General features: G+C 64.9%; 20 protein-coding genes and 2 riboswitches. Of the genes, 11 read left to right on the forward strand and 9 right to left on the reverse strand.

Features of this window, described 5'->3' with window-relative positions; all coding sequences use genetic code 11:
- Window positions 1-160 precede the first annotated feature (160 nt).
- The 3 genes from GQO94_RS16475 to GQO94_RS16485 are packed head-to-tail and all read right to left on the reverse strand — an operon-like array spanning window position 161 to window position 4,112.
- Entirely contained in the window at window positions 161-1,489 is a 1,329-nt protein-coding gene (locus GQO94_RS16475; RefSeq protein WP_232332977.1) for an O-antigen ligase family protein, read from the reverse strand.
- Entirely contained in the window at window positions 1,444-2,865 is a 1,422-nt protein-coding gene (locus tag GQO94_RS16480; protein WP_156842528.1) for a GumC family protein, read from the reverse strand. The genes GQO94_RS16475 and GQO94_RS16480 overlap by 46 nt, the downstream gene beginning before the upstream one ends.
- Window positions 2,865-4,112, reverse strand: a complete 1,248-nt coding sequence (locus GQO94_RS16485; RefSeq protein ID WP_156842529.1) for a polysaccharide biosynthesis/export family protein — start codon at window positions 4,110-4,112, stop codon at window positions 2,865-2,867. The genes GQO94_RS16480 and GQO94_RS16485 overlap by 1 nt, the downstream gene beginning before the upstream one ends.
- 267 nt (window positions 4,113-4,379) lie before the next feature.
- Here GQO94_RS16485 and GQO94_RS16490 point away from each other — a divergent pair, with 267 nt between their 5' ends.
- Both GQO94_RS16490 and GQO94_RS16495 read left to right on the forward strand, forming a co-directional pair.
- Complete coding sequence (locus tag GQO94_RS16490; RefSeq protein WP_198046005.1) at window positions 4,380-4,913, forward strand: heme NO-binding domain-containing protein; 534 nt, start codon at window positions 4,380-4,382, stop codon at window positions 4,911-4,913.
- Window positions 4,913-6,334 (forward strand): sigma-54-dependent transcriptional regulator, encoded by a 1,422-nt coding sequence (locus GQO94_RS16495; RefSeq protein ID WP_156842531.1) that lies wholly within the window; start codon window positions 4,913-4,915, stop codon window positions 6,332-6,334. The genes GQO94_RS16490 and GQO94_RS16495 overlap by 1 nt, the downstream gene beginning before the upstream one ends.
- Here the strand turns inward: GQO94_RS16495 and GQO94_RS16500 are convergent.
- The 6 genes from GQO94_RS16500 to GQO94_RS16525 all read right to left on the reverse strand — a co-directional run bounded on the left by GQO94_RS16500 (window position 6,331) and on the right by GQO94_RS16525 (window position 12,518).
- Window positions 6,331-6,969 carry an SOUL family heme-binding protein gene (locus tag GQO94_RS16500; protein ID WP_156842532.1) on the reverse strand — a complete coding sequence of 213 codons (639 nt, stop codon included), beginning with the start codon at window positions 6,967-6,969 and terminating at the stop codon, window positions 6,331-6,333. The genes GQO94_RS16495 and GQO94_RS16500 overlap by 4 nt on opposite strands.
- 63 nt (window positions 6,970-7,032) lie before the next feature.
- Window positions 7,033-8,406: an ABC1 kinase family protein gene (locus tag GQO94_RS16505; protein ID WP_232332984.1), complete on the reverse strand. Its 1,374-nt coding sequence runs from the start codon at window positions 8,404-8,406 to the stop codon at window positions 7,033-7,035.
- A 10-nt stretch (window positions 8,407-8,416) separates the two neighbouring features.
- The gene (locus GQO94_RS16510) at window positions 8,417-9,847 is read right to left on the reverse strand and encodes a phospholipase D-like domain-containing protein (protein WP_156842533.1); all 1,431 of its coding nucleotides are present in this window, start codon (window positions 9,845-9,847) and stop codon (window positions 8,417-8,419) included.
- 186 nt (window positions 9,848-10,033) lie between these two features.
- The gene (locus GQO94_RS16515; RefSeq protein ID WP_156842534.1) at window positions 10,034-11,344 is read right to left on the reverse strand and encodes a cobyrinate a,c-diamide synthase; all 1,311 of its coding nucleotides are present in this window, start codon (window positions 11,342-11,344) and stop codon (window positions 10,034-10,036) included.
- Complete coding sequence (cobO, locus tag GQO94_RS16520; protein ID WP_156842535.1) at window positions 11,341-11,946, reverse strand: cob(I)yrinic acid a,c-diamide adenosyltransferase; 606 nt, start codon at window positions 11,944-11,946, stop codon at window positions 11,341-11,343. Before cobO ends, GQO94_RS16515 begins: the two co-directional genes overlap by 4 nt.
- Entirely contained in the window at window positions 11,946-12,518 is a 573-nt protein-coding gene (locus tag GQO94_RS16525) for a hypothetical protein (protein WP_156842536.1), read from the reverse strand. The genes cobO and GQO94_RS16525 overlap by 1 nt, the downstream gene beginning before the upstream one ends.
- Before the next feature lie 80 nt (window positions 12,519-12,598).
- Window positions 12,599-12,798: riboswitch (cobalamin riboswitch) on the reverse strand.
- A gap of 72 nt (window positions 12,799-12,870) precedes the next feature.
- A riboswitch (cobalamin riboswitch) is annotated at window positions 12,871-13,060 on the forward strand.
- Between the two features lie 176 nt (window positions 13,061-13,236).
- On the opposite strand from GQO94_RS16525, the gene GQO94_RS16530 reads away from it, so the two are divergent.
- From GQO94_RS16530 to cobU, 9 genes are read left to right on the forward strand one after another with little or no spacing between them, the layout of a single operon-like run.
- Window positions 13,237-15,201, forward strand: a complete 1,965-nt coding sequence (locus GQO94_RS16530; RefSeq protein WP_232332978.1) for a TonB-dependent receptor plug domain-containing protein — start codon at window positions 13,237-13,239, stop codon at window positions 15,199-15,201.
- 1 nt (window position 15,202) lies between these two features.
- The gene (locus GQO94_RS16535; RefSeq protein WP_156842537.1) at window positions 15,203-15,610 is read left to right on the forward strand and encodes a DUF1636 domain-containing protein; all 408 of its coding nucleotides are present in this window, start codon (window positions 15,203-15,205) and stop codon (window positions 15,608-15,610) included.
- Window positions 15,607-16,623 carry a nicotinate-nucleotide--dimethylbenzimidazole phosphoribosyltransferase gene (gene cobT / locus GQO94_RS16540; protein WP_156842538.1) on the forward strand — a complete coding sequence of 339 codons (1,017 nt, stop codon included), beginning with the start codon at window positions 15,607-15,609 and terminating at the stop codon, window positions 16,621-16,623. The genes GQO94_RS16535 and cobT overlap by 4 nt, the downstream gene beginning before the upstream one ends.
- A complete protein-coding gene (locus GQO94_RS16545) occupies window positions 16,620-17,189 on the forward strand; it encodes a histidine phosphatase family protein (protein ID WP_156842539.1) in 570 nt (189 codons plus the stop codon). The genes cobT and GQO94_RS16545 overlap by 4 nt, the downstream gene beginning before the upstream one ends.
- Window positions 17,186-17,893, forward strand: coding sequence for an adenosylcobinamide-GDP ribazoletransferase (locus tag GQO94_RS16550; RefSeq protein ID WP_156842540.1), 708 nt, complete (start codon window positions 17,186-17,188; stop codon window positions 17,891-17,893). The genes GQO94_RS16545 and GQO94_RS16550 overlap by 4 nt, the downstream gene beginning before the upstream one ends.
- Window positions 17,890-18,876: a threonine-phosphate decarboxylase CobD gene (gene cobD, locus GQO94_RS16555; protein WP_156842541.1), complete on the forward strand. Its 987-nt coding sequence runs from the start codon at window positions 17,890-17,892 to the stop codon at window positions 18,874-18,876. Before GQO94_RS16550 ends, cobD begins: the two co-directional genes overlap by 4 nt.
- Window positions 18,869-19,801 (forward strand): adenosylcobinamide-phosphate synthase CbiB, encoded by a 933-nt coding sequence (gene cbiB / locus GQO94_RS16560; RefSeq protein WP_156842542.1) that lies wholly within the window; start codon window positions 18,869-18,871, stop codon window positions 19,799-19,801. Before cobD ends, cbiB begins: the two co-directional genes overlap by 8 nt.
- Window positions 19,789-21,249 carry a cobyric acid synthase gene (locus tag GQO94_RS16565; protein WP_156842543.1) on the forward strand — a complete coding sequence of 487 codons (1,461 nt, stop codon included), beginning with the start codon at window positions 19,789-19,791 and terminating at the stop codon, window positions 21,247-21,249. The genes cbiB and GQO94_RS16565 overlap by 13 nt, the downstream gene beginning before the upstream one ends.
- A complete protein-coding gene (cobU, locus tag GQO94_RS16570; RefSeq protein ID WP_198046006.1) occupies window positions 21,246-21,773 on the forward strand; it encodes a bifunctional adenosylcobinamide kinase/adenosylcobinamide-phosphate guanylyltransferase in 528 nt (175 codons plus the stop codon). The genes GQO94_RS16565 and cobU overlap by 4 nt, the downstream gene beginning before the upstream one ends.
- Window positions 21,774-21,813: the final 40 nt, after the last annotated feature.

Raw genomic sequence — 21,813 nt, forward strand, 5'->3', positions numbered from 1 at the left:
CCAACGCCGTCAGCACGAGGCGGCGCAGCCTGACGTTCGTGAGGACGATGTCGACAGAACTCGCGGGGTTTCATCAACATAACATCGCGCGAGCAGCGCTCAGCGTGCGACCCGCCTCGTCGGAGAACGGCCCCGCCTGTCGAGGCCTGATCGACCCCGCTCAAGGCTCGGCGGGTGAGGCGGATTCAGGCTTTGGCAGCAACGCGACTGGTCGGACGTCCGGCTCGTCGCGCGGGGTCGGACTGGCGAGAACTTTGCCGACCAGCACCAGGGCGGGCCAGTAGAGGTACGACAAGATCTCGAGGTTCTCCCCGAAGCTGTAAAGCACCAGGACGAGAACCATGGAGAGCGCAGTCCTCTCCGCGCTGCCGCGGTTGGCCCGCCAGGACAGGACGAGCGCGCTCGCCGCAAGCGGTACTGCCAGCGCGATCGCTCCGATCAGTCCCTTGACGAAGAGCAGACCGTACCAACTGTGATGCGAGCCGATCGGCATGTATTCGACCAGGTGCGGTCCGTTCTCGACGATACCGTGCCCGAACCAGTACGCTTCGGAATGCCAGCGCTCGACCGCGATGCGCCCCAGAGCCGCGCGCACGCGGCTTGAGTCCGCCCTGGCCGAGGAAAAGTCGTTCTTCAGCCCTTCGGCAAAATCCACCAGCGCCGGTCCCATGATGCCCACGGCAAGCAGCGCCGGTGCGATGAGGAACCACATCCAGGGGCGATGGATGCGGCCGAAAACGAAGACGATCGGCCCGATTACGGCCAGCGCAACCAGGGCCAGACGAGACTGCGAGAGAATGGCGAGCAACAGCCCTGCCGCGATGCCGACTGTGCGCCATCCCTTATCGGGTTCACGGGCGGCAAGCAGCACGTAGATCACCGCGATCATGCCTGCTGCCGGCGACCACGGCGCGAAGAACTGCCAGCGCGGCGTGCCTGCGCCGGGCTCCAGCGTGTAGAGGATCGTGGCAAAGTATTCGGGGCCCGGCCCGCCGACGGCCTTGAGCGGGGACACCCACAAGGTGTCCGGAAGACCAATGAACGGCGCGGCCAGAAAGAGCGGCATGGCGATGAGCGTCTGCGCGCCCAATCGACAGACCGCCCGATAGATCACTTGTTCGCGCACTTGCAACAGCGCGCCGGCGAGCGGGAAAATGGCGATCAGCGCCCAGCCCTTTGCCCAGCCGATCGAGGACTTGATGGTCTGTCCGGTGCCGAGATCGAAGTTGTTGTGGCCCGCCCACAGCACGAACAGCAGAGCGATCATCCCCAGGATCCAGAGCCAGATCGTCAGCGGCAAACGGGCGAAGCGGGCGCCGACCGTCGGATCGACATAGGCCTGCCACAACGCCATGGCCATGAGGGTCCAGCCCAGCACCGGCCCCGCGATATACAGTCCACCTATCAGCCAGAGTAGCCAGGTGGACTGTATCGCGACGGAGATCAGGCGTTCGGCAGGAGCTTGCGAATGATCGGCTGGCGGAGCCATAGCAGCAGAAATCCGAAGAGGACGAAGAAGCTGGCACCGACGGCACCGGCCAGGGCAATGATCGGCGACGGCGCCGAACGCGTGCGCGGAAGCGAGGGCTCCTCGAGCGTCTGCACCAGCGGATAGGACGCGAAGGGATCGGACTTGTTGGTATCGAGCCGGGCCAAGGCCGAGCTGAACACCGCTTCCGCCACGCGCAGATCGCGGACCAGGCCGGCGAGTGTCGAGGCCTGCGATACGAGTTCGCGCGAACGGTTGGTTTCCTGCGAGATCTGGCGGCGCAGTTCGGAAAGTGCCGACTGGTTGCCCGAATTGACGCTATCCCGGTTGGTGAGCGTCTCGAACAGCCGTTCGCGCGTATCCGAAACGGCGAGATCCGAGAACGCGAGCACTGCCTTGCCGTCGACCTTGGTCAGTTGGGTGCCGCGACGAGCCAGGGCAGAACGCAATTTGGCGTGTTCGGCCCCCAATTGCTCCATCGTCCCGTGATTGGGTCCCAGAGTGCCACTCCGCTCGGTTTCTTCGCCGACCGTTTCGGCATAGCGCTTGAGCAATTGCGAGAAGACCGGGTCGGCCTTCAGCTGCATCGCCAGGCGCGCCTGCGGCACGCTGATGCGCAGCGAGGACGCGAGACGCGAGGCCGTGCCGCCGCTTTCGGCCAGCATGACGCGGCGATCGCGTTCCTTGGCCTTCATGTCGTCGAGCGCCGAGACGCGACCGGAAAACTGGTCGAGCGAAACCAGCCCGGTCTCGCCCTGGAAGCGCAGCAGCGCCGCCTGTGCGGCGTCGACCTTGTGCTCGAGCTCGGCGATACGCGCCGCATCGGCTTCCTCCCGCTTCTGGGCTTCGTCCTCGCGCAAGGTATCGAGCGCGGCCATGAAGGCAAGCCGCACGGCTTCCAGCCGCGCCTTGGCCTGTTCGGGCGAGCGGCCCGGCAGCGTGAGTTCAATGAGGTTCGTCTGATCGATCAGCTTGACCTGCGGGGTGGGGAACGAGCTTTCCTCCTCGCCCGAGCGGCGCGCCGCATCGCGCAGCACGATGTCGGAAGTGATGAGACGCTTGTAGTTTTCGGTCGGGCTCAGCGTCGTGCTGGAGAACGCCGAAGCGGTATTCGCGGTGGCCTGGCCGATCGATTCCAGATTGACCGATCCCCCCACGCCCGAGCCCGGCAGGATCAGAGTCATCCGGCTGTCGAAGCGGTCAGGCACCAGCGCCAGATAGGCCAGGGTCACCAGCCAGATGCCGGCCAGCGGGATCGCCATCGCCACCAGATAGCGGCGATAGCGACCGACCGTGGGCAGACCGTCGCGCACGAAAGTCCATGCGCGGACCAGCCACCGCGGGGTCGGCTTGAAGTAGGGGCTAGAGCGGTCCATCAGTTCACCGCCTTGCTGAGGACAAGCGCGGGCGCGACGCTGCCGAAGGCATTGCCGATCGAGCCGATCGCCTGATTGAAATTGGTCCAGCGGCTGTCGTAGCAGGCGAGCGCATCGCCCGGCATCAGCAGCGGGTTGGCATCGTCGCGCCCGGCGCTGCGCACCAGCTTTTCGATGTTGCGTTCGATCACGATGCTCTGGCCGGTCCGCGGGTTGCGCGACATCAGCACGATGCGCCGGTCGGACTGCATGTAAGTGCCGCCGACGCAGTTCATCGTCACTGCCGCCTGCAATAGCCGCGTGCCATAGGCGAGCGATGTCGTTTCCGCGCCGATCGCCGAGGAGGCATTGTTGCCAGCGCTCTGCGTCAGGTTCGACATGAAGACCTTGATGCCCGGAGGGGTGAGCTGCGTCGGGCGTGCCAGACCTGGGTCGAAGCAACCGCGGCTGGGGACGATGATCCGGTCGCCAGCGCTGATCGACACGTCCTTCGCCGCGCCGCCATGCACCAAGCCCGACAGATCGAGTTCTGCATAAGCGCCGTCGCGGATCAGATAGACCCGCGCCACGTCGGCATCGGGACGAACGCCGCCCGCCGCGCGGATCGCGGTCGATACGCTGCGCGAGACGTTGGCGTCGCCGCGGACGCCGCCTTCCTTGAGGCCGATGCGCGATTCCGGCGAACGCTCGCCGGCACGCACCGCGCCTTCGGCGAACACCGCGCCCGACACCGCGACCGAAACGCCCGCTTTCTCGACGATCGACAGCGAGACGGCATTGCGCAGCGGCTGCACCACGCCTTCACGGACCAGAACGTCGCGGATGGCGCGTTCTGCCTGCAGAACCGAACGACCGATGACCGAGATCGCCGGATGCCCAGGGACGATCACGGTGCCGTCGCTCTCGACGACATATGTCCCGCCCAGCTCGTCTTCGTCGCCCAGCACGGACAGAGTCAGTCGGTCGCCCGGCGACAACGGCGAGGTCCGCTGGAAGAATTCTTCGGGCCCGGCCCGGCGCAGCTGGTTCAGCTCGACAGGAACGTTCCACTCGCAAGCCGGGGCGCGCGCGGCGACAGGCGAACGATCGGTCCAGTCGCCTTTCGGGTGCTCGCGGCCCGTGGCCAGATCCTGACCCGGCAGCCAGGCCGAGCCGACCATGTTGGCCGGAGCCGGCCCGGAAACACAGGCCGAAAGCGAGACTGCCATCGCGAGAATGGAAACGGGCTTGAAGACGTTGAATGCCATCGAACAGGTCCTTGCGGTTCGTTTGGACCGGTCTTTTCAAGCACTGTGCCAAAATGCCGATTGCCGCGGTGGCAGGGATTTCGCCTATGGTCGCGACAAGATTTTCGCATTTTGCGTCGGCGTTTTTGCAATTTGCAAAGATTTTCGCAGTATGCATGGCCAATGCACACGGCGATCCCCGCTCCACCTATGTTTGATCTTGGCGCGATTCTTGCTTTCCAATCGCTTGCCGTGCCTGTGCGGCATCCCTTCGAAAGGAACGCATTGATGAAAGGCCTGATCTTCTCCGAGCTCATCCGCTTTATGGAAGAGAAGCAAAGCCCCCTGTTCGCGGAACAAGTCATAGCGGCGGCCGACTTGCCAAACGATGCAGCCTTTTCGCGCATCGGCGTCTACCCCACGGCGTATGCCCTCAAACTCGTCACTGCGGCCTCGCAGCTTTCGGGTCTGCCCGCGAGCGCGCTGAGCGAGGAATTCGGCAAGTTTCTGTTCGCCCGCTTCACTATTTTGTATCCGGACATTCTCTCTTCCTATTCCACCGCCGAGAGCCTGCTCGAACACGTGCGCGCGCACATTCACCAGGACGTGAAAGTGCTCTATCCCGATGCGACTCCACCCGAAGTCATCGCCGGCAGGCAGGATGGCCAATTCATGATCGAATACCGCTCGCACCGTCCGCTCGCGCATATTGCCTATGGCCTCATGCGCGGCTGCCTCGAGCATTTCGGGGATCCGCGCGCGATCGAGTGGGTGACCTGCAATGAGGTGGGGGACGTGGCGACGTTCAGGATCGTCGGCTGATGGCAACCTCAGTCCTCATCGTCGAAGACAGTGCCTCGATCGCGCTTGGCTACGCTGCCCAGCTGCAAAGCGCTGGGCACAAAGTCGACGTCAGCGAGACGCTCAGCGACGCGCGCAACGCGCTCGCAAGGGATCCGTTCGACGTCGTTCTGCTCGATCTGCAATTGCCGGACGGTGATGGACTGGAACTGCTGAGGGGAGACGCGCCCGCCAATCAGCCGGCGCCATCGTTCGTGATCGTCACCGCCGATGGATCGCTGTCCCGCGCGATCGACGCGATGCGCCTCGGCGCTTACGATTTCCTCGTAAAACCGATCGCCGGTGAAAGACTGCTCACTACGGTGAGGAATGCCGCCGAGCGCGGCAAACGCCTTCGCAAAGTCAAACCTGCCGCACCCAAGGCCGCGCAAAACGGCTTTCACGGTTTCATCGGCCGCTCACCTGCGATGCAGGACGTCTACAACACGATTGCCAGTGTCGCCGATTCCAAGGCGACCGTGTTCGTGACCGGGGAGAGCGGTACCGGCAAGGAGCTGGCCGCAGAGGCGCTTCACGCTGCAAGCTCCCGGCGCGACGGCCCCTTCATCGCGATTAACTGCGGCGCGATACCGGAAAATCTGCTCGAATCGGAATTGTTCGGACATATCAAAGGCGCGTTCACCGGCGCAGTCGAGAACCGCATCGGCGCCGCGAAAGCCGCTGACGGCGGCACGCTCTTCCTCGACGAAATCTGCGAGATGGAGCTCAAACTCCAGGTCAAATTGCTGCGTTTCTTGCAGACTGCGACGATCCAGCGCGTTGGCTCGAGCAAGGTGGAACCCGTCGACGTGCGCATCGTGTGCGCCACCAATCGCGATCCGGCGGCGGAAGTGGCTTCGGGCCGCTTTCGCGAAGACTTGTTCTATCGGCTCAACGTGATCCCGCTCGAATTGCCGCCGCTGCGCCAGCGCGGGCAGGACGTGCAACTGATCGCCGAACACTTCATGACGCGGTTCGGAAAGGAAGAGGGTCGCGAATTGACCGGACTCTCCGAAGCGAGCCGGGCTGCACTGTATCAGTCGTCCTGGCCGGGCAACGTGCGCGAATTGCAAAACACCGTCCGCCGCGCCGTCGTCATGGGGTCGGGCCCTGCCCTGCACTTCGATCCGCTTCGAAGCGAAGGGGCGCCCGCCGTTGCCATGGAGCAACCGGCGACGATCGACCGTCAGCCTGCCCCCGCTCCGTCAATGACTGATCCCGGCGAACCGGCCCCTGCGCACGACATCTGGGCGGGCATGACCCTCGAACAAGTCGAACGCGGCGCAATCGAAGCCGCGATCGCGCGCTGCGAGGGCAACGTGGTCAAGGCCGCCAAGCAATTGGACGTCAGCCCCTCCACGATCTACCGCAAGCTGGACAAGTGGAAGCTGCCCGCCTTCTAGCCTGCCAGCTCCAACAGCATTTCGTTGCGGCGCATGAAGGGCAGCGTCCAGGGCGGATTGTAAAACGCGTACTCGACCGGGCTCGCCGACGTGAGCCCGTTGTCCGCAATGAACCTTTTCAACTCGGCCTCGTGCTTCCGGAGCGACGTTTGGCCGGCCAGTCCCGAAAAGCGGATGGCCGCATAGCGCTTTTCCGGGACTTCGACCAAGACGACCTGAGGATTGCCGGGCTTGGGCAGCGTTTCCATGGTGTATTCGGCAGGCATGACGAACCTCACCGTCCACGAGTTGCCTTCGCCCTGCTGCATCACCGGAGCGGTCATCGCGATCTTTTGACTGGACTGCTGCATGACAGGGGCGGTCATCGCCACTTTGTCATCGGACAAGTTGTTTCCGAAGATGTAGTCCGCGATGATGCGAAAGCCTCGCTTGATCGCTTCCTCGCGACTGCCGACGACCGTCGTCTCCGCGACGATCATCGCCGGATACCGTCTCACTTCGATCTTACCGCTCTTGCTGATGAGCGTGTAATCGGGCGTTTCGACGTCGCTCGCCACGACGCCCCAGGAAGCCGCCGCAAGCCCTGCCAAGCCAGCCAGACCCGCCGCCGTCAGAAGCACGAATTTCTTTTGCATCGCTTGGCACCCTCTCGGAAATGAGCTCGGAAGCCGGGCGACAGTGCCAGCCGGGTCCGACGGTTACATCAACTGCGGCTCGTCCGGTTCGTTCCGTAGATCCTTCGCGGGTTGGTCCAGCCATTGGCTTGCCAGACTGCGAACATCCACACGCGCGTTGAGCCGCGCGGCAAGCAGCGCGGTACCGCCGATCTTGCGCTGGACGAACAGGACGTCGGCGGGTGGCACGTGCCATGTCGCCGTGTCGGCCGCGATCGCCATCCCGTCGTCGCGCAGCACTTCGACCAGGCGGCGATCGCCGAAGTCGAACGGGCCTTCGCGGGTGACTTCGCCGATGACGATGTCGATCATCATGTCGATCCGCGCGCGGTGCCGGCTGACCGCTCCGTCGCCCAGAAAGCCTGCCGCCACCGCCGCATCGCGCACCGCATCGCGATCTCCCGCCAAGCCTGCCCGAAACAGCTGCCGGTAGCCCTCGAGCGTAGCGCGCGCGATCGGCCTCGCAGCGCCGAAATCGAGCAACACCAGGCGGCCGGTATCGGGCTGATACCGATAATTGGCAAAGTTCGGATCGGTCTGCATCACGCCGAATTCGAACATCTCGCGCAGGACGAGGGAAATCAGCGTTCGCATCGCTGCATCGCGCGTATCCTGCGGCGCCGCTTCCAGCGTTTCGATCGGCTGGCCTTCCAGATAGGTCATCGCCAGTACGCGGTCGGTGGAGAACTCCGGGTCGAGCACCGGCACGACGACTTCAGGCGTGGCGGCCAGCAATCCAGTGAACTGCATCATCAGCTCGCCTTCGCGGCGATAGTCGGCTTCCTCGGCAAGCTGGCGCTTGGCGTCGGCCAGGAGCGGCGCGAGATCGAGCCCGCGCGGCAACTGGCCCGTCAGCCGCAACAAGGTCGCCACATTGTCGACATCGGCATCGATGCTTTCGCGCACACCAGGATATTGCACCTTGATCGCCAGATCGCGACCGTCGAGAGTGGTCGCGCGATGGACTTGCCCGATCGAAGCGGCCGCGATCGGGCGAGCCTCGAATCGCCGGAACCGCCTGCGCCAGTCCTTGCCCCATTCCTTCGCCAAGACCTGCTGCAACTGCTGCGGGCGCATGTGGTAGGCATCGTCGCGAAGCCGCGCCATGATCTGCGCGAGCTCGGGCGGCAGTATATCGCCCGCATCCATCGAAATCATCTGGCCGAGCTTCATCGCTGCGCCGCGCAAGTGCGAAAGCCGCTCGGTGATCTGGATGATATTGCCGGGGGTCAGCAGCAAATCTCGCATGTGGGGTCGCTCGCCCCCCGCGAGGCGCCGCGCGCCTTCGGCGAGCATTCCACCTGCGACCCCACCGGCCAGCCGGCCGAACTGGCCAAGGCGCGACAAGCGTCCGCGCGGTACCGCCCGCTCCCGGTCCTTGGAAGGGGTGTCGGTCAGAGCATCGACCTTAGAGCTGCCGTTCGATCGGCAACTTGGCGAGCAAGCGGACGAGCGTTCTGGTCAAGGGATTGGTGCCCGGCTCGGTGCGTTCGGGAACGGGATTGTCGTCACGCACATCGGTCCAGGACAGCGCACCGTCCGGCAAGAGGCCGAGATGATAGCAGTGGTCCGACGCCGTCTCGAATTGGTCTGCCATCTTTTCGGCCAATTCGGCACTTTCGATGACGAAGCCGAGTTCGGTGTTCAGATGCGCCGACCGCGGATCGAAATTGGCGGAGCCGACATACAAGTGCTTGCGATCGACGATGTAGACTTTGGCATGGAGCGATTTTCCCGAGTGGCGGCGCGCTCGCATCGAGTTCGATCGGATGAACTTCCTCGTGTTCCTTTTCGGCGCATCGTCCGGCGCGGGCATCTCGAACAGCTCGATACCCTGCTGCAGCAGCTTCTCCCGGAGTGGCGCATAACCGGAATGGACCACTCCGACATCGGTGGCCGCATACGAATTGGTCAAGACTCTTATGCGAACCCCGCCGCGTCGCAGTTCGCCGAGCTCCGCACATCCTTGGTCGGTCGGGACGAAATAGCCGGAAATCAGGATAAAGTCGCTGGTCGGTCGGGCCAGCGATCGCGGCATCAGTTCGTTGAGCCCGGTCGGCTCGTCCTCGTTGTCGGTATCGGGAACCGGCATGGACGCGACGACATGGGCTGGCGCCGACTGCCAATTCACCCGGCCTTGCTGCAATTCCGAATAGAGCGGCTGCGCTTCGATGTCTGCGAGATAGCGCTTGGCTTCACCGCTTTGCGCGATCGCCTCTCCCTTGCGCGCGGCGTGGCGTTTCGCCTTGGCGGAGATGTGCCCCACCACGGCGGCTACGGGTCGTGTCGCGGCGCTCTGCCAGTGCCGCTCGAACACGTCCTCGATCTGGGAAACCACCGGTCCCGTCGCCAGGATATCGAGATCGTCGAACTGCCCTTTGGCCTGCACGCCGAAATACTCGTTGCCGATGTTGCGTCCGCCGATGATCGTCGCGCGCCGGTCCGCCGTGAGGCTCTTGGAGTGCATTCGAGAGGTGAGACGGCCAAAGTCGAACAGCCATTCGAGCGCGCGGAAGCGGCGCATCTTGAACGGATTGTAGAGGCGCACCTCGACGGTCGGTAGCACATCGAGAGCGGCCAGCCGGGCATCGAGCCCGACAATGCCGTTGTCGTCGATCAGCAGCCGCACCGCCACCCCGCGCTGCGCAGCCGACGCTATTTCGTCAAACACGAGCGATCCCGAAAGGTCGTCGTGCCAGATATAATACTGCACATCGAGTGAATGCCGGGCCGATCGGATCAGCCACAGGCGCGCCGCGAAGGCGTCTTTCGAATTATGTAGAAGGCAGTGATCGGATAAGCGAGACGGCGCGCTGCCGGAGGACTCAGTGTCCGTCAAGCGAAGCCCCTGCTCATAAGAGGTCGACCCATATCCACGTGCGCACGACAGCCACGTAACAGCTTTGGGTTCGCCGTTCGTCGCTGAAAATTATAACGTGTAACCATGCTTTCCGCCTATACCGCAATGTCCATGAAGTCGATCACGCACGCAGGATCTGGCGCGTGTCGGGACCAATAATAGACGTCAGACCACTTCGTCGGCGGATCTCGCACCGAAGATTTCGGCCACCGCCACCGGATTGGAGGGGAAATAAAAGTGAACGTAGCTCGCCGTCAAACTGCCCAGGACATAGAGCCGTTCCCCGCAGCCGCCATTGGGATTGGTCCCGACCCGGTCGGCGTCGAGGGGACAATCAAGGCTCGAATAGTGAAAGGTGTGGCCGCGCAAAGCGCCGCCGGGCATCGCCATTTCCTGAAGTCCGAGCGCGGCGAGACGGCGCTGCATCGTGACATGGCCGGGTAACAGGCCGAGCATGGGGCTCCTGCCCCCAAGCCCATCGTCGAGGCTTTCGGCGCAATAGATCATTCCGCCACATTCGGCGAGGATCGGTTTGCCGGCGGCATGATGAGCGCGGATGCTGTGCGTCATCGCAGAATTGCCCGCAAGCTGCTCAATATGCAGTTCGGGATAGCCGCCGGGCAGCCACAGCGCGTCGCATGGTGGGAGCTGGGTGTCGACCAGGGGCGAAAAGACGCAAAGCTCGGCGCCGAGCCTGCGCAGACACTCGATATTCGCCGGATAGAGAAACGCAAAGGCGGCATCGCGCGCTACTGCTATGCGCACGCTTTGGAGAGAGCGGTGGCAAGCAGCAGTGACGGAAGGCGCGCGGAAAACCGCGGGTTCGGGAAGCCAATCCGCCTCCTGCGGCAGCAACTCGGCAGCACGGTCGATCCGCGCATCGAGATCGCGGATTTCCTGCGCCTGCATTACGCCGAGATGACGTTCGGGAAAGCCGATGCCCTCATCGCGCGGCAGGGTGCCCAGCCAGCGCACATCGCCCTTCAAACTTTCTCGCAACATGTCCGCGTGGCGCGCGGACCCCACGCGGTTGGCGATCACCGCAACCAGCGCGACGTCGTCCCGGTACGTCGCGAGGCCGTGCGTCAGCGCGCCGAAACTCTGCGCCATCGCCGAACCGTCGATCACCGCCATGACCGGCAGGCCGAACCGCGCGGCCAGGTCTGCGGCCGAGGGATCGCCATCGAACAAGCCCATGACGCCTTCGACCAGGATGATGTCGGCTTCCTGTGCGGCAGCATGCAGCAGCGCCCGGCAATGGTCCTCGCCGCCCATGAACAGATCGAGGGTGTGGACCGGCGCGCCGCTTGCCTGCTCCAGGATCATCGGGTCGAGAAAGTCGGGCCCGCATTTGAACACGCGAACCGTGCGACCGAGATGGCGGTGCCGGCGCGCGAGCGCCGCAGTGATCAGCGTCTTGCCCTGCCCGGAAGCCGGCGCCGAGATCAGCAGCGCCGGGCACCGCGCATCGCTCACCAGTCGATGCCCTCCTGCGCGCGAACGCCGTCGCGAAAGGCGTGTTTCACATCCTGGATCGAGCTCACCGTATCGGCCGCCGCGATGAAGGCATCGTGCGCCGCTCGCCCGGTAATCACGACGTGCTGCATCGACGGTCGCCCTTCGATGGCGGGCATGATCTCGTCGATCTCCAGATACCGATAGTTCACGGGGTACGTGAGCTCGTCGAGCACCACCAGATGCACGTCGGGATCGGCAAGCGCTTCCTTCGCCTTGGCCCAACCGGCGCGCGCATTGGCGATGTCCGCCTGCCGGTCCTGCGTATCCCAGGTGAAGCCTTCGCCGCATTTTTCCCAGCGCACATCGGGATGCGCATTGAAGAAGGCGCGCTCCCCCACCAGTTTCGCGCCCTTGATGAACTGGAAGACGGCGGCTTTCCTGCCATAGCCGAGTGTGCGAGCCACCATGCCGAACGCGGACGAGGACTTGCCCTTGCCGTTGCCTGTCAGGACGAGCAGCAGCCCCTTGTCGGTGGTCGCCTTCGCGATCTTGGCATCGACGACCGCCTTGTGCTTCTTCGCGCGTTCCTTGTGGCGGCGATCCTGCTCGCTCTCGTCCATCACTTGCGGGCCGCAGACGGCAACTGCCCACCGGCCATGGTCCAGACCATGCGGCCCGCCGCGGCGATGCCGAGCCAGACCCACATCGAAAGCAGATTGCCCGGGAAGTACTGCTCCACGCGTCCCGCGAACTCAGCCAGCGTAGGGTGATCGAAACGTCCGCTCAGCAAGTAGTAACCGCCACTCGAAAAGCCATGCGCAACGAAGGCCGCCGCCGTTGCGAGGATGGCGAAACCGGGAAGCGAACCGGCTTTCGGTTCCAGTTTGCGAGCGGCAAAGCGGCCCGCGAGCCACATGGTGCCATAGGCCGGCAGAAGCATCCCGTAGGCCGGGGTGAAGCAGAAGCCGGACCCGCCCAGCAGGTAGATCACAACGACATCGATACCGAAGGCGAGGCCGAACAGGGCCGGAAAGGCAAGCTTGTTGCGCACGAAATAGCCGAGCACGAAGAAGCTCGCCCAAGCGGTGTCGGGCACGTGGAAATATTGGTCCAGCGGATGCGGGCGCGTCGCCAGCATGAGCGCGGCGAGTATGGCCAGGATGATGGAATCGGCACGAGCAAAACGGGTCATGGGACCTCCCATTGAAAAACGTTCGAACACAGTCGCTCGTCAAGGGAAGCCCTCGTCCGCTCGGTACATCCCGCCCGCGCGAAGAACGACGGCGACGGGCCGGTTTCCTGACTCTCGGTTCTTCGCTTTCTCGCCGCCTTCTCAAAGCCTTGCAGCTTCAATGGCACTTGGCGAAAGCTCGCCGATCACAGTTGCGGGAGCAGTGCCGGCTGAGGCCGCATGGCCTTGTTCCGGACTTCCCGATTAAGCCCTTTCGAGCACCCGTAGCGTGGCCGGGAGTAGAGGCGCAGCCGCGATCGGGCAAGTCCCCACGCGCGATATTTCAGGCTTGCCGAGATCGCTGGCGCCCTCTATCGGCGCCGACGCGACAGGTTCCCCGAAAGGGGATTGAAAGGGAAGTCGGGTGTCCAAAGACCCGCGCTGCCCCTGCAACTGTAAGCGGATAGCCACCGGCACATGCCATTGGGACACGTCGTCCCGAGAAGGCGCCGGACCGGCTTCGACCCGCTAGCCAGGAGACCTGCCTGTCGCGGTCGTTCTTCGTCCGGACAGGGTGTGCCGGCCGAACGAGGATGTTCCTCGCGCAACGACAGCTTCGCCTTGCGCGGCCACGGCCGCTCGAGGGGCGGTGTGTCGTGCGCTTTGCGCGTGGGCTCTGGCTCCCTCTTGCGGTTCGCGGTCGAGCAAGTCTCGAACCGTCTGACTGGAGGGACTGACTTTGTCCGAAGTATACCTGCGATTTAATTCCTCGAAATCCTTTCTCGCTCTGCCGTTTGCCGCGCTGTTATGCAGTCCTCCGGCGATCGCCGAAGAGGCCGAATTTGGCCTGGGCGCGAAGAGCGACCAAATCATCGTCAGCGCGCTGCGCGTCCCGGTCGACAGCGACCGCGTGGCAGCGAGCGTGACCGTCCTCGACGAGGAGGATATCCAGCGCGAGCAGCCGATAGCGGTCAGCGATATCCTGCTGCGAACGCCCGGTATCAGCATGACGCAAAACGGCGGCTTCGGCACTGCGGCGTCGGTTCGCGTGCGCGGCGCGAGCAGCGAGCAGACCGTGGTCGTGATCGACGGTATGCGGCTGGCCGACCCGGCCTCGACCGGCGGCGGCTACAACTTCGCCAACTTGCTCGTCGGGGATACGAAGCGCATCGAGATCTTGCGAGGCCCGCAATCGATCCTGTGGGGCAGCGATGCCATCGGCGGGGTCATCAACATCGTCACTGGCCGGCCGGACACACCGTTGGAAGGCGATTTCGATATCGAGGCGGGTTCGCGCGACACGGTGAATGCGCGCGCCGGTATCGGCGGTGCAAGCGATCTCGTCGATTGGCGCATCGCCGGCTCGCTGTTCACCACCGACGGCATCTCCGCCAAGGCCGAAGGTACCGAGCGCGACGGCTATGGACGCCGCGCGGCAAGCGGCAACGCCAGCGTCCATCTGTCCGACACGGTCACGCTCGACTTGCGCGGCTATTATGCCGCCGGACGGAATGAATTCGACGGCACTTCGGGAGATACGCTCGCTTATGGCGAGACCGAGGAATACACCATCTATGCGGGGCTCAACTTCGACCTTCTGGACGGTCGCTGGCGCAATCGTGTCGCCATTCTTCAGAACGCGACCGACCGCCAGAATTACGATCCGACCCGCAAGGTCCGGGAACTGACGTTCGACGCCAGAGGCGAAACCCGCCGCTACGAATATCAGGGCACCCTCTCGCTCGACGAGAGTTGGGAAGCGACGTTCGGCGCGGAACGCGAGGAGCAGGACATCCGGAGCGGCTCGCCCGGCGACAACGCGCTGAGCTACGCCATCATCGACGCTAGCGCGCATATCGACAGCGCTTATGCGCAGCTTCGTGTCAGCCCCGTCGAACCGCTGACGTTGAGCGCCGGGGTGCGCCACGACGATCATTCGCGCTTCGGCGGCAACACCGTGCTGAGCGGCGGCGCGGCCTTGGCGCCCTGGGACGGCAACACCGTGCTGCGCGCGAACTACAGCGAGGGCTTTAAGGCGCCTTCGCTCTACCAGCTGTTCAGCACGTATGGCTTCACCGGGCTTCAGCCTGAAGAGGCCGAAGGGTGGGAGATCGGTGTCGATCAGGCGCTGCTCGATCGCCGCGTGCGGCTTTCGGCGACCTATTTCGAGCGCAATACCGACAATCTGATCGATTTTGCCTATTGCCCCTCGACCACGCCCTTGCCACCCGAATGCTTCATTCCCGGCACCACCACGACGCGCTTCGGCTATTATGCCAACGTCAATCGCACCGAGACGCGCGGCATCGAACTGGCAGGATCCGCGCGCTTCGGCGGACTGTTCTTGACCGGCAATTTCAGCTGGATCGACGCTGAAGACGCATCGGGCGGGCCCACCGACGGAATGCAGCTCGCGCGCGTACCCGAATATCTCGCCAATGCCGAAGTGGGCTACCAGTTTGCCTTCGGACTGAGCGCCAATGTCGCGCTGCGGTATTCGAGCGACAGCTTCGACCGGCTGAGCACCGATCCGACCGTGCTCGACGATTACTGGCTCACCGACATCCGCGCGCAGTACGAGGTTACACCGGCATTTTCGATCTATGGCCGGGTCGAGAACGTGTTCGACGAACAATACAACACGGCCGGCAATTACGGCACGCTCGGCCGCAGCGTCTATCTCGGCGTGCGGGGGCGATTCTGACATGCTTAAAGCTGTCCGGAACCAGAGCTCCGTGGTCGTGTGCTCGACATGCCGCCACTCTCCCGAAGCCCGCGAAGACGAGCAGGGACTGCGCGGCGGCGCGCGTCTCAGCCAAGCACTCCGCGACATGCAGGCGAGTGAGCCACACTATGCCGGGATCGCCGTGCAGGACATGCCGTGCCTGTTCGCCTGCGCGGCGCATTGCACGGTCATGGTCCGGGCGCCCGGCAAGATCGGCTATGTCCTGGGAAAATTCGCGCCGGACGAAAGTTCGGCGCGGGCGATCCTCGATTATTCGCTGAAGCATGCCGAAAGCGAAGAAGGCCAAGTGCGCTATGCCGATTGGCCCGAAGGCGTGAAGGGCCATTTTCTCGTGCGCGTCCCGCCCGAAGGGTTCGTCGCGACATGAGCGGGTTCGTCACGCAAGAAGCGTTCGCGGCGGCGCTCACCGACTTGCCGGCTTCCGATCCGGCGATGATCGAGGCGGCGGTAGCGCGTCAGGCGGACCTCACCAAGCCTGCCGGATCGCTCGGCAGACTGGAGGAGATCGCGACGTTCATGGCCGGCTGGGACGGTACCGAACGCCCGGCACTGAACCTGGTCCAGGCGATCGTCTTTGCAGGCGAGCACGGCGTGGCCGCACGCGGGGTCAGCGCGTTTCCACCCGAAGTCACGCGCCAGATGGTGGCAAATTTCCGCGCCGGTGGTGCCGCGATCAACGCGCTGAGCCGTGCCTGCGGTGCCGAGCTTTCCGTGGTCGACTTGACGGCCGATGGCCCCACTTGCGACATCACCGTGGCCCCCGCGATGAGCGAAGCCGAATGTCTGGCCGCGCTGTCGGCGGGAGCAGCGGCGGTGAATGGCGATGCCGATCTGCTGATCGTCGGCGAAATGGGCATCGGCAACACCACGCCCGCCTCGGCGATCTGCGCGCAGGGCTTTGGAGAAAGCGCCGAAGCCTGGGTCGGCCGGGGGACCGGCGTCGATCTGGACGGGCTCAACCGCAAGCGGCAGGCCGTCGATGCCGCGCTGCAATTGCACGGTTCCCATTGCACGACGCCTTTCGAGACGCTGCGCCGCTTGGGCGGTCGCGAGATTGCCGCGATGGCGGGTGCGATCCTGGAAGCGCGACGGCAGCGCATTCCGGTGCTCCTCGACGGGTTCATCTGCTGCGCCGCGATCGCGCCGCTGGCGCTGAATGACCCTGCGTTCACCGACCATTGCCTTGCCGCCCACGTTTCGGCCGAAGCCGCCCATGGCCGCTTGCTCGAACGGCTCAATCTGCGTCCGTTGTTGCAACTCGACATGCGCCTGGGTGAAGGCACGGGCGCTGCGGTCGCGGTGCAGCTCGTGCGGTCCGCGCTTGCCATGCACAACGAGATGGCGACCTTCGCGGAAGCCGTCGTGACCGCCGCGCCATGACCGGCTTTCCGCTGCATTTCCTGCGCCACGGGGCCCCCGCGGGAGCCGGTACCCTGATCGGCCACAGCGATGCCGACCCGACCGAGGCCGGCATTGGCGCCTGCCTGGAACGGGCGCGAATGCTGGCGGTGGACCATGTCGTCGCGTCCGATCTGGCGCGCGCCGAGCGGCCTGCACGCCGGATCGCACAGGCCATCGCGGCTCCGCTCTCGACCGATGCGCGCTGGCGCGAACTCGATTTCGGCGCGTGGGACGGCGCCGATCCCGATGTCCTCGCGCCCGAAGCGATCGCTGCCTTCTGGAACGATCCCGACGAGCATGCACCGCCTGGCGGGGAGAGCTGGTCGCAGTTATGCGCCCGCGTCGAGGGCGCGCTTGCGGACATCGCAGCGCCGACGCTGGTGGTCGCTCATGCCGGATCGATCCGGGCGGCGCTGGCGTCGCTGGTCGGCTTCGATCACCGGCAATCCTGGACGATCGCTCTGCCTTACGCTTCGCTCCTGACACTGCGCATCTGGGATGAAGGACCGTCTCGCAGCGCGCAGATCACGGGGCTCGCGGGTTGAAGCGTCTGATCCTCGCCTTGCAGCTGATGACGCGGCTTCCGCTGCCGAACGTCAAAGCCGACGAGCGCGATTTTGCCGCGGCAATAGGCTGGTTCCCGGCGACGGGAATCGCGGTCGGGGGCGTGGTCGTAATAGCCATCCTGCTGGGCGCGACGATCGGCCCCTGGGTAGCGGCGCTGCTCGGCGTGATCGCCTGGACTGCCATCACCGGCGCGCTTCATCTCGACGGGTTGGGCGATATCGCCGACGCGGCTGGCGCCGCGCATCGCCATCCCGAACGGCTTCGCGAGGTGCTGTCCGATCCGCATGTCGGCACGTTCGCCGTCGTCGTAATCGCGCTGCAGCTTGCCGCCAAACTCGTGCTGCTGAAATGCGTGGTGGACGTAGCGCCGCTCTGGCCCCTCGTCGCGGTCGCGTTCCTCGCCCGCATCGGCCCGCTTTTCTGGACCGAAGCCCTGCCCTTGCTGCACGACGGACTCGCGGCGCGTTTTCACAGGGTTGGCTGGCCAATGATCGGTGTGTGGATCGCGATCGGCCTGTTGCCCGGCGTATTCTCGCCTGCCTTGCTGATCGCGCCGGTGCTCTGGATCTTGTGGGCGCTGTGGATCAAGCAGCGGATCGGCGGGATCTCGGGTGATGGCCATGGAGCCGGCATCGAACTGGTCGAAAGCGAGCTGCTGCTCGCGCTGGTGATCGCATCTTGAGCGAGGGGTTCACCTGGCATGGCGGCCGGCTCGACGAAGCGCGTGCACACTTTGGCAGCCCGGCGGAAGCATGGATCGACTTATCGACGGGGATCAATCCAGAGCCGTGGCCGGGTGTCGGCGCCTTTGCCGCCGATTGGACCGCGCTTCCATCGCCCGCGAAGCTCAGAACGCTGGAGGCAACGGCAGCGCGTCATTTCGGTGTCGATAACGACCATATCTGCGCGCTGCCCGGCAGCGAAATGGGGTTGCGCCTGCTTCCGCAGGTCCTGCGGCTGCCCGGCTTTCATATCGCTCCGACTTATCGCACGCACGGCGCGGTTTTCCCCCAGTCTCTCGTGCTCGACGACGAGCGCGATTTGCCACAATCGGCGGCCGCGTTGCTGGTGGCCAATCCGAACAATCCCGATGGCCGAGTGCACCCTGCGGCAACGCTGCTCGATTGGCTGGAGCGCACCGAACAGACGGCGGGCTGGCTGCTGCTGGACGAGGCCTTTGCCGACGTCGATCCCGAGATCAGCCTGGCATCGCATGTCGACGATGCGCGCCGACTGATCCTGTTCCGATCGTTCGGCAAGTTCTTCGGCCTGGCGGGCCTCCGCCTTGGTTTCGTGCTGGGGCCGCGGGCGATCATCGCTCGCTACAAGCAATTGCTGGGCGACTGGCCGGTGCACGCCGGCGCGCTCGGGGTCGGCATCGCAGCCTATGACGACAGCAAGTGGATCGAAGCGACACGCCAGCAGCTCAGGGCCAAGGCCGCGCGTCTCGACGCCCTGCTTTCAGGGCACCGGCTGACACTGCTCGGCCAATGCCCGCTGTTCCGTCTGGTCGAAACCGACAATGCCCAGGCCTTGTTCGAAAGACTTGCGCGACGCTCGATCCTCACCCGGCCGTTCGATTATGCGCCGAATTGGCTCCGCCTTGGCTTGCCGGGCAGCGAAGAGGCCTGGCAGCGGCTGGACCAAGCGCTGGCGAATGGCTGAACCGGTGGTTCTTGCCGCGCTCGCGCTTGAGGCTGCGATAGGCTGGCCCGGCTGGCTTTATCGGCGGATCGGCCATCCGGTCGGCGGCTTCGCGCACCTCATCGGCTGGTGCGATCGAAGCTGGAACCGCTCCGAAAACCCTGTGAGGACACGCGCGGCAGGCTGCGTGACGCTGGCACTCGTGATCCTGGCGGGCGGCGGGGCTGGCTGGCTCATTCAGCATACGGCGTACGCGCTGCTCGGCGAAAGAGGTTGGCTTGTCATCGCGCTTGCCGCTTTCCCGGCGCTTGCCCAGCGTAGCCTTTACAGCCATGTCGCGCCGGTCGCACGAGCGCTCGAAGCCGGCGATCTCGCCGGCGCGCGCATTTCAGTGTCCGCCATCGTCGGGCGCGACACGCAGGCGCTCGATGAATCGGGTGTATCCCGCGCCGCGATCGAGAGCCTGGCCGAAAGCTTCTGCGACGGGGTTGCGGCACCGCTATTCTGGCTGGCGCTGCTCGGGCTGCCGGGCATCTGGGCCTACAAGGCGATCAACACCGCCGACAGCCTGATCGGCCATCCCGAAGCCGCGCATCGGGCGTTCGGCTGGGCCTCGGCGCGCATGGACGATGTCGCCAATCTGATTCCGGCGCGCCTGTGCGCAACGCTGCTGTGCCTAGCGGCGATGGGCGGATGGCGCACGGTGTGGCGCGACCATGCCAAACACGCCTCGCCCAATGCCGGCTGGCCCGAGGCGGCAATGGCAGGCGCGCTGCGAGTGAGGCTCGCCGGGCCGATAACCTATGATGGCGTCATCGCCGCAAAGCCGTGGATCGGCGATGGACGCGCCGCGAAGCCCGCGGACATTCGCCGCGCACTATCCATCTATGTGCGTGCCTGCGCGCTGTGCTGGTTGCTGGTGGGAGGAACGATATGGCTGCACTGATGCTGCAGGGCACGGGATCGGATGTCGGCAAATCGGTCCTGACCGCCGGGCTGTGTCGCGCCTTGGTGAAACGCGGCCTCAAAGTGACGCCGTTCAAGCCGCAAAACATGTCCAACAACGCCGCGGTGACCGTCGATGGCGGCGAGATCGGGCGGGCGCAGGCGTTGCAGGCTCTCGCGGCCGGCCTCGAACCGCATAGCGACATGAATCCGGTGTTGCTCAAGCCGCAAGCCGACCGCACATCGCAGCTGATCGTGCATGGCCGGATACGCGGCACCTTGGGCTCGTCCAATTTCCGCGAAGCGCGGCGCAACTTGCTGCCCGAAGTGATGGCGAGCTATCGCCGCCTGCAACAGCGCGGCGACATCGTCCTGGTCGAAGGCGCGGGATCCCCCGCCGAGATCAACCTTCGCGCGGGCGACATCGCCAACATGGGCTTTGCGCGCGCCGCCGATGTGCCGGTCGTGCTGATCGGCGACATCGACCGGGGCGGCGTGATTGCTTCGGTCGTGGGCACGCGAAACGTGATCGAGCCCGAAGACGCGGCGCTGATCGGCGGGTTCCTGATCAACAAGTTTCGCGGCGACCCGGCGCTGTTCGCCGATGGATATGCCGAGATCGCGCGGCGCAGCGGCTGGCGGGGCTATGGGCTCGTTCCATGGCTGGACGCCAGCGCCCGTCTGCCGAGCGAAGACGCCGTCCGGCTGGAGCGCGACCGCAGCCGGACGAGCGGGCGCACGATGATCGCCTGCCCCATATTGCCCCGCATCTCGAATTTCGACGATCTCGACCCTCTCAAGCTGGAGCCTGAGGTAGATCTGGTCATGGTGCCGCCGGGCTCGCCCATCCCCGCCGAAGCGGCGCTGATCGTACTGCCGGGATCGAAGGCGACGATTGCCGATTTGCGCGCGATGCGCTCGGAAGGATGGGACATCGACATTCTGGCGCATCGACGGCGCGGCGGCGCGGTGCTCGGCCTGTGCGGTGGCTATCAGATACTCGGGCGTGAGATTTCCGACCCGCTCGGCATTGAAGGCGCACCCGATCGATGCAGCGGGCTCGGCCTGCTCGACATCGAGACCGAGCTGAGCGCGGTCAAGGCGCTCCGCCGCGTAGCAGGAGTGGCCTTGGGCGCGGAGATGACCGGCTACGAAATGCATGTCGGCGAGACCAGCGGCGCCGGTACCGAAAGGCCATTCGCACTGCTGTCCGATGGTAGTCGGGATGGCGCCATCAGTAGCGATGGCCTGGTCATGGGAAGCTATTGCCACGGCCTGTTCGAAGCGCGAGAATTCAGGAAAGCGCTGCTGGAAAAGATCGGCGCGACGGGCGGCGAGGCCGATTACGGCGATTCGGTCAATCGCGCGCTCGACGATATCGCCGCGCAGCTCGAACGACACGTCGATATCGATGGGCTGTTGCAACTGGCGCAGCGGGCGGGATCATGAAGTCGCTGCTGGTCCTGGGTGGCGCGCGATCGGGCAAGAGCCGTTACGCGCAGCAGCGGATCGAAGCCCTGGATGGCTCGTTCGCTTACATCGCGACCGCGCAGGCCTTCGACCACGAAATGGAGGAGCGGATTGCGCTGCACCGGGCGGACCGGGACGAACGTTGGCACGCGATCGAGGCGCCGTTCGATCTCGCCGGCGCGATCCGCGACGCAGCTGCAGACCACGACGCCATTCTGGTCGATTGCCTCACCTTGTGGCTTTCCAACTGTTTGCTCGCCGAGAGGGATGTGAAGGCCGCCGTAGAGGCGCTCGTCGCGGCGGTCATGGCGTGCCCCGTGCCCATCGTGCTCGTGGCCAACGAAGTCGGGCTCGGCATCGTCCCCGACAACGCCCTCGCCCGGCTTTTCCGCGATGAAGCGGGCCGACTGAACCAGACAATCGCCGCGATCGCACAAGACGTCGTTTTCATCGCGGCCGGTCTGCCCATTCCCCTGAAAGGCCTGGCAGATAATAGTCGGTAAGGCGTGCATTACTGATCACGATCCGGCGATAGCGAAGGAA

The organism is Novosphingobium aquimarinum (assembly GCF_009746585.1).
Taxonomy (GTDB): domain Bacteria; phylum Pseudomonadota; class Alphaproteobacteria; order Sphingomonadales; family Sphingomonadaceae; genus Novosphingobium; species Novosphingobium aquimarinum.

What these genes read in the sequence shown, in the direction of transcription:
- GQO94_RS16475 (WP_232332977.1), bottom strand. Translation starts at nt 1,489, where the DNA reads ATGGCTCCGCCAGCCGATCATTCGCAAGCTCCTGCCGAACGCCTGATC.
- GQO94_RS16480 (WP_156842528.1), bottom strand. Translation starts at nt 2,865, where the DNA reads ATGGACCGCTCTAGCCCCTACTTCAAGCCGACCCCGCGGTGGCTGGTC.
- GQO94_RS16485 (WP_156842529.1), bottom strand. Translation starts at nt 4,112, where the DNA reads ATGGCATTCAACGTCTTCAAGCCCGTTTCCATTCTCGCGATGGCAGTC.
- GQO94_RS16490 (WP_198046005.1), top strand. Translation starts at nt 4,380, where the DNA reads ATGAAAGGCCTGATCTTCTCCGAGCTCATCCGCTTTATGGAAGAGAAG.
- GQO94_RS16495 (WP_156842531.1), top strand. Translation starts at nt 4,913, where the DNA reads ATGGCAACCTCAGTCCTCATCGTCGAAGACAGTGCCTCGATCGCGCTT.
- GQO94_RS16500 (WP_156842532.1), bottom strand. Translation starts at nt 6,969, where the DNA reads ATGCAAAAGAAATTCGTGCTTCTGACGGCGGCGGGTCTGGCTGGCTTG.
- cobO (WP_156842535.1), bottom strand. Translation starts at nt 11,946, where the DNA reads ATGGACGAGAGCGAGCAGGATCGCCGCCACAAGGAACGCGCGAAGAAG.
- GQO94_RS16525 (WP_156842536.1), bottom strand. Translation starts at nt 12,518, where the DNA reads ATGACCCGTTTTGCTCGTGCCGATTCCATCATCCTGGCCATACTCGCC.
- GQO94_RS16535 (WP_156842537.1), top strand. Translation starts at nt 15,203, where the DNA reads ATGCTTAAAGCTGTCCGGAACCAGAGCTCCGTGGTCGTGTGCTCGACA.
- cobT (WP_156842538.1), top strand. Translation starts at nt 15,607, where the DNA reads ATGAGCGGGTTCGTCACGCAAGAAGCGTTCGCGGCGGCGCTCACCGAC.
- GQO94_RS16545 (WP_156842539.1), top strand. Translation starts at nt 16,620, where the DNA reads ATGACCGGCTTTCCGCTGCATTTCCTGCGCCACGGGGCCCCCGCGGGA.
- cbiB (WP_156842542.1), top strand. Translation starts at nt 18,869, where the DNA reads ATGGCTGAACCGGTGGTTCTTGCCGCGCTCGCGCTTGAGGCTGCGATA.
- GQO94_RS16565 (WP_156842543.1), top strand. Translation starts at nt 19,789, where the DNA reads ATGGCTGCACTGATGCTGCAGGGCACGGGATCGGATGTCGGCAAATCG.
- cobU (WP_198046006.1), top strand. Translation starts at nt 21,246, where the DNA reads ATGAAGTCGCTGCTGGTCCTGGGTGGCGCGCGATCGGGCAAGAGCCGT.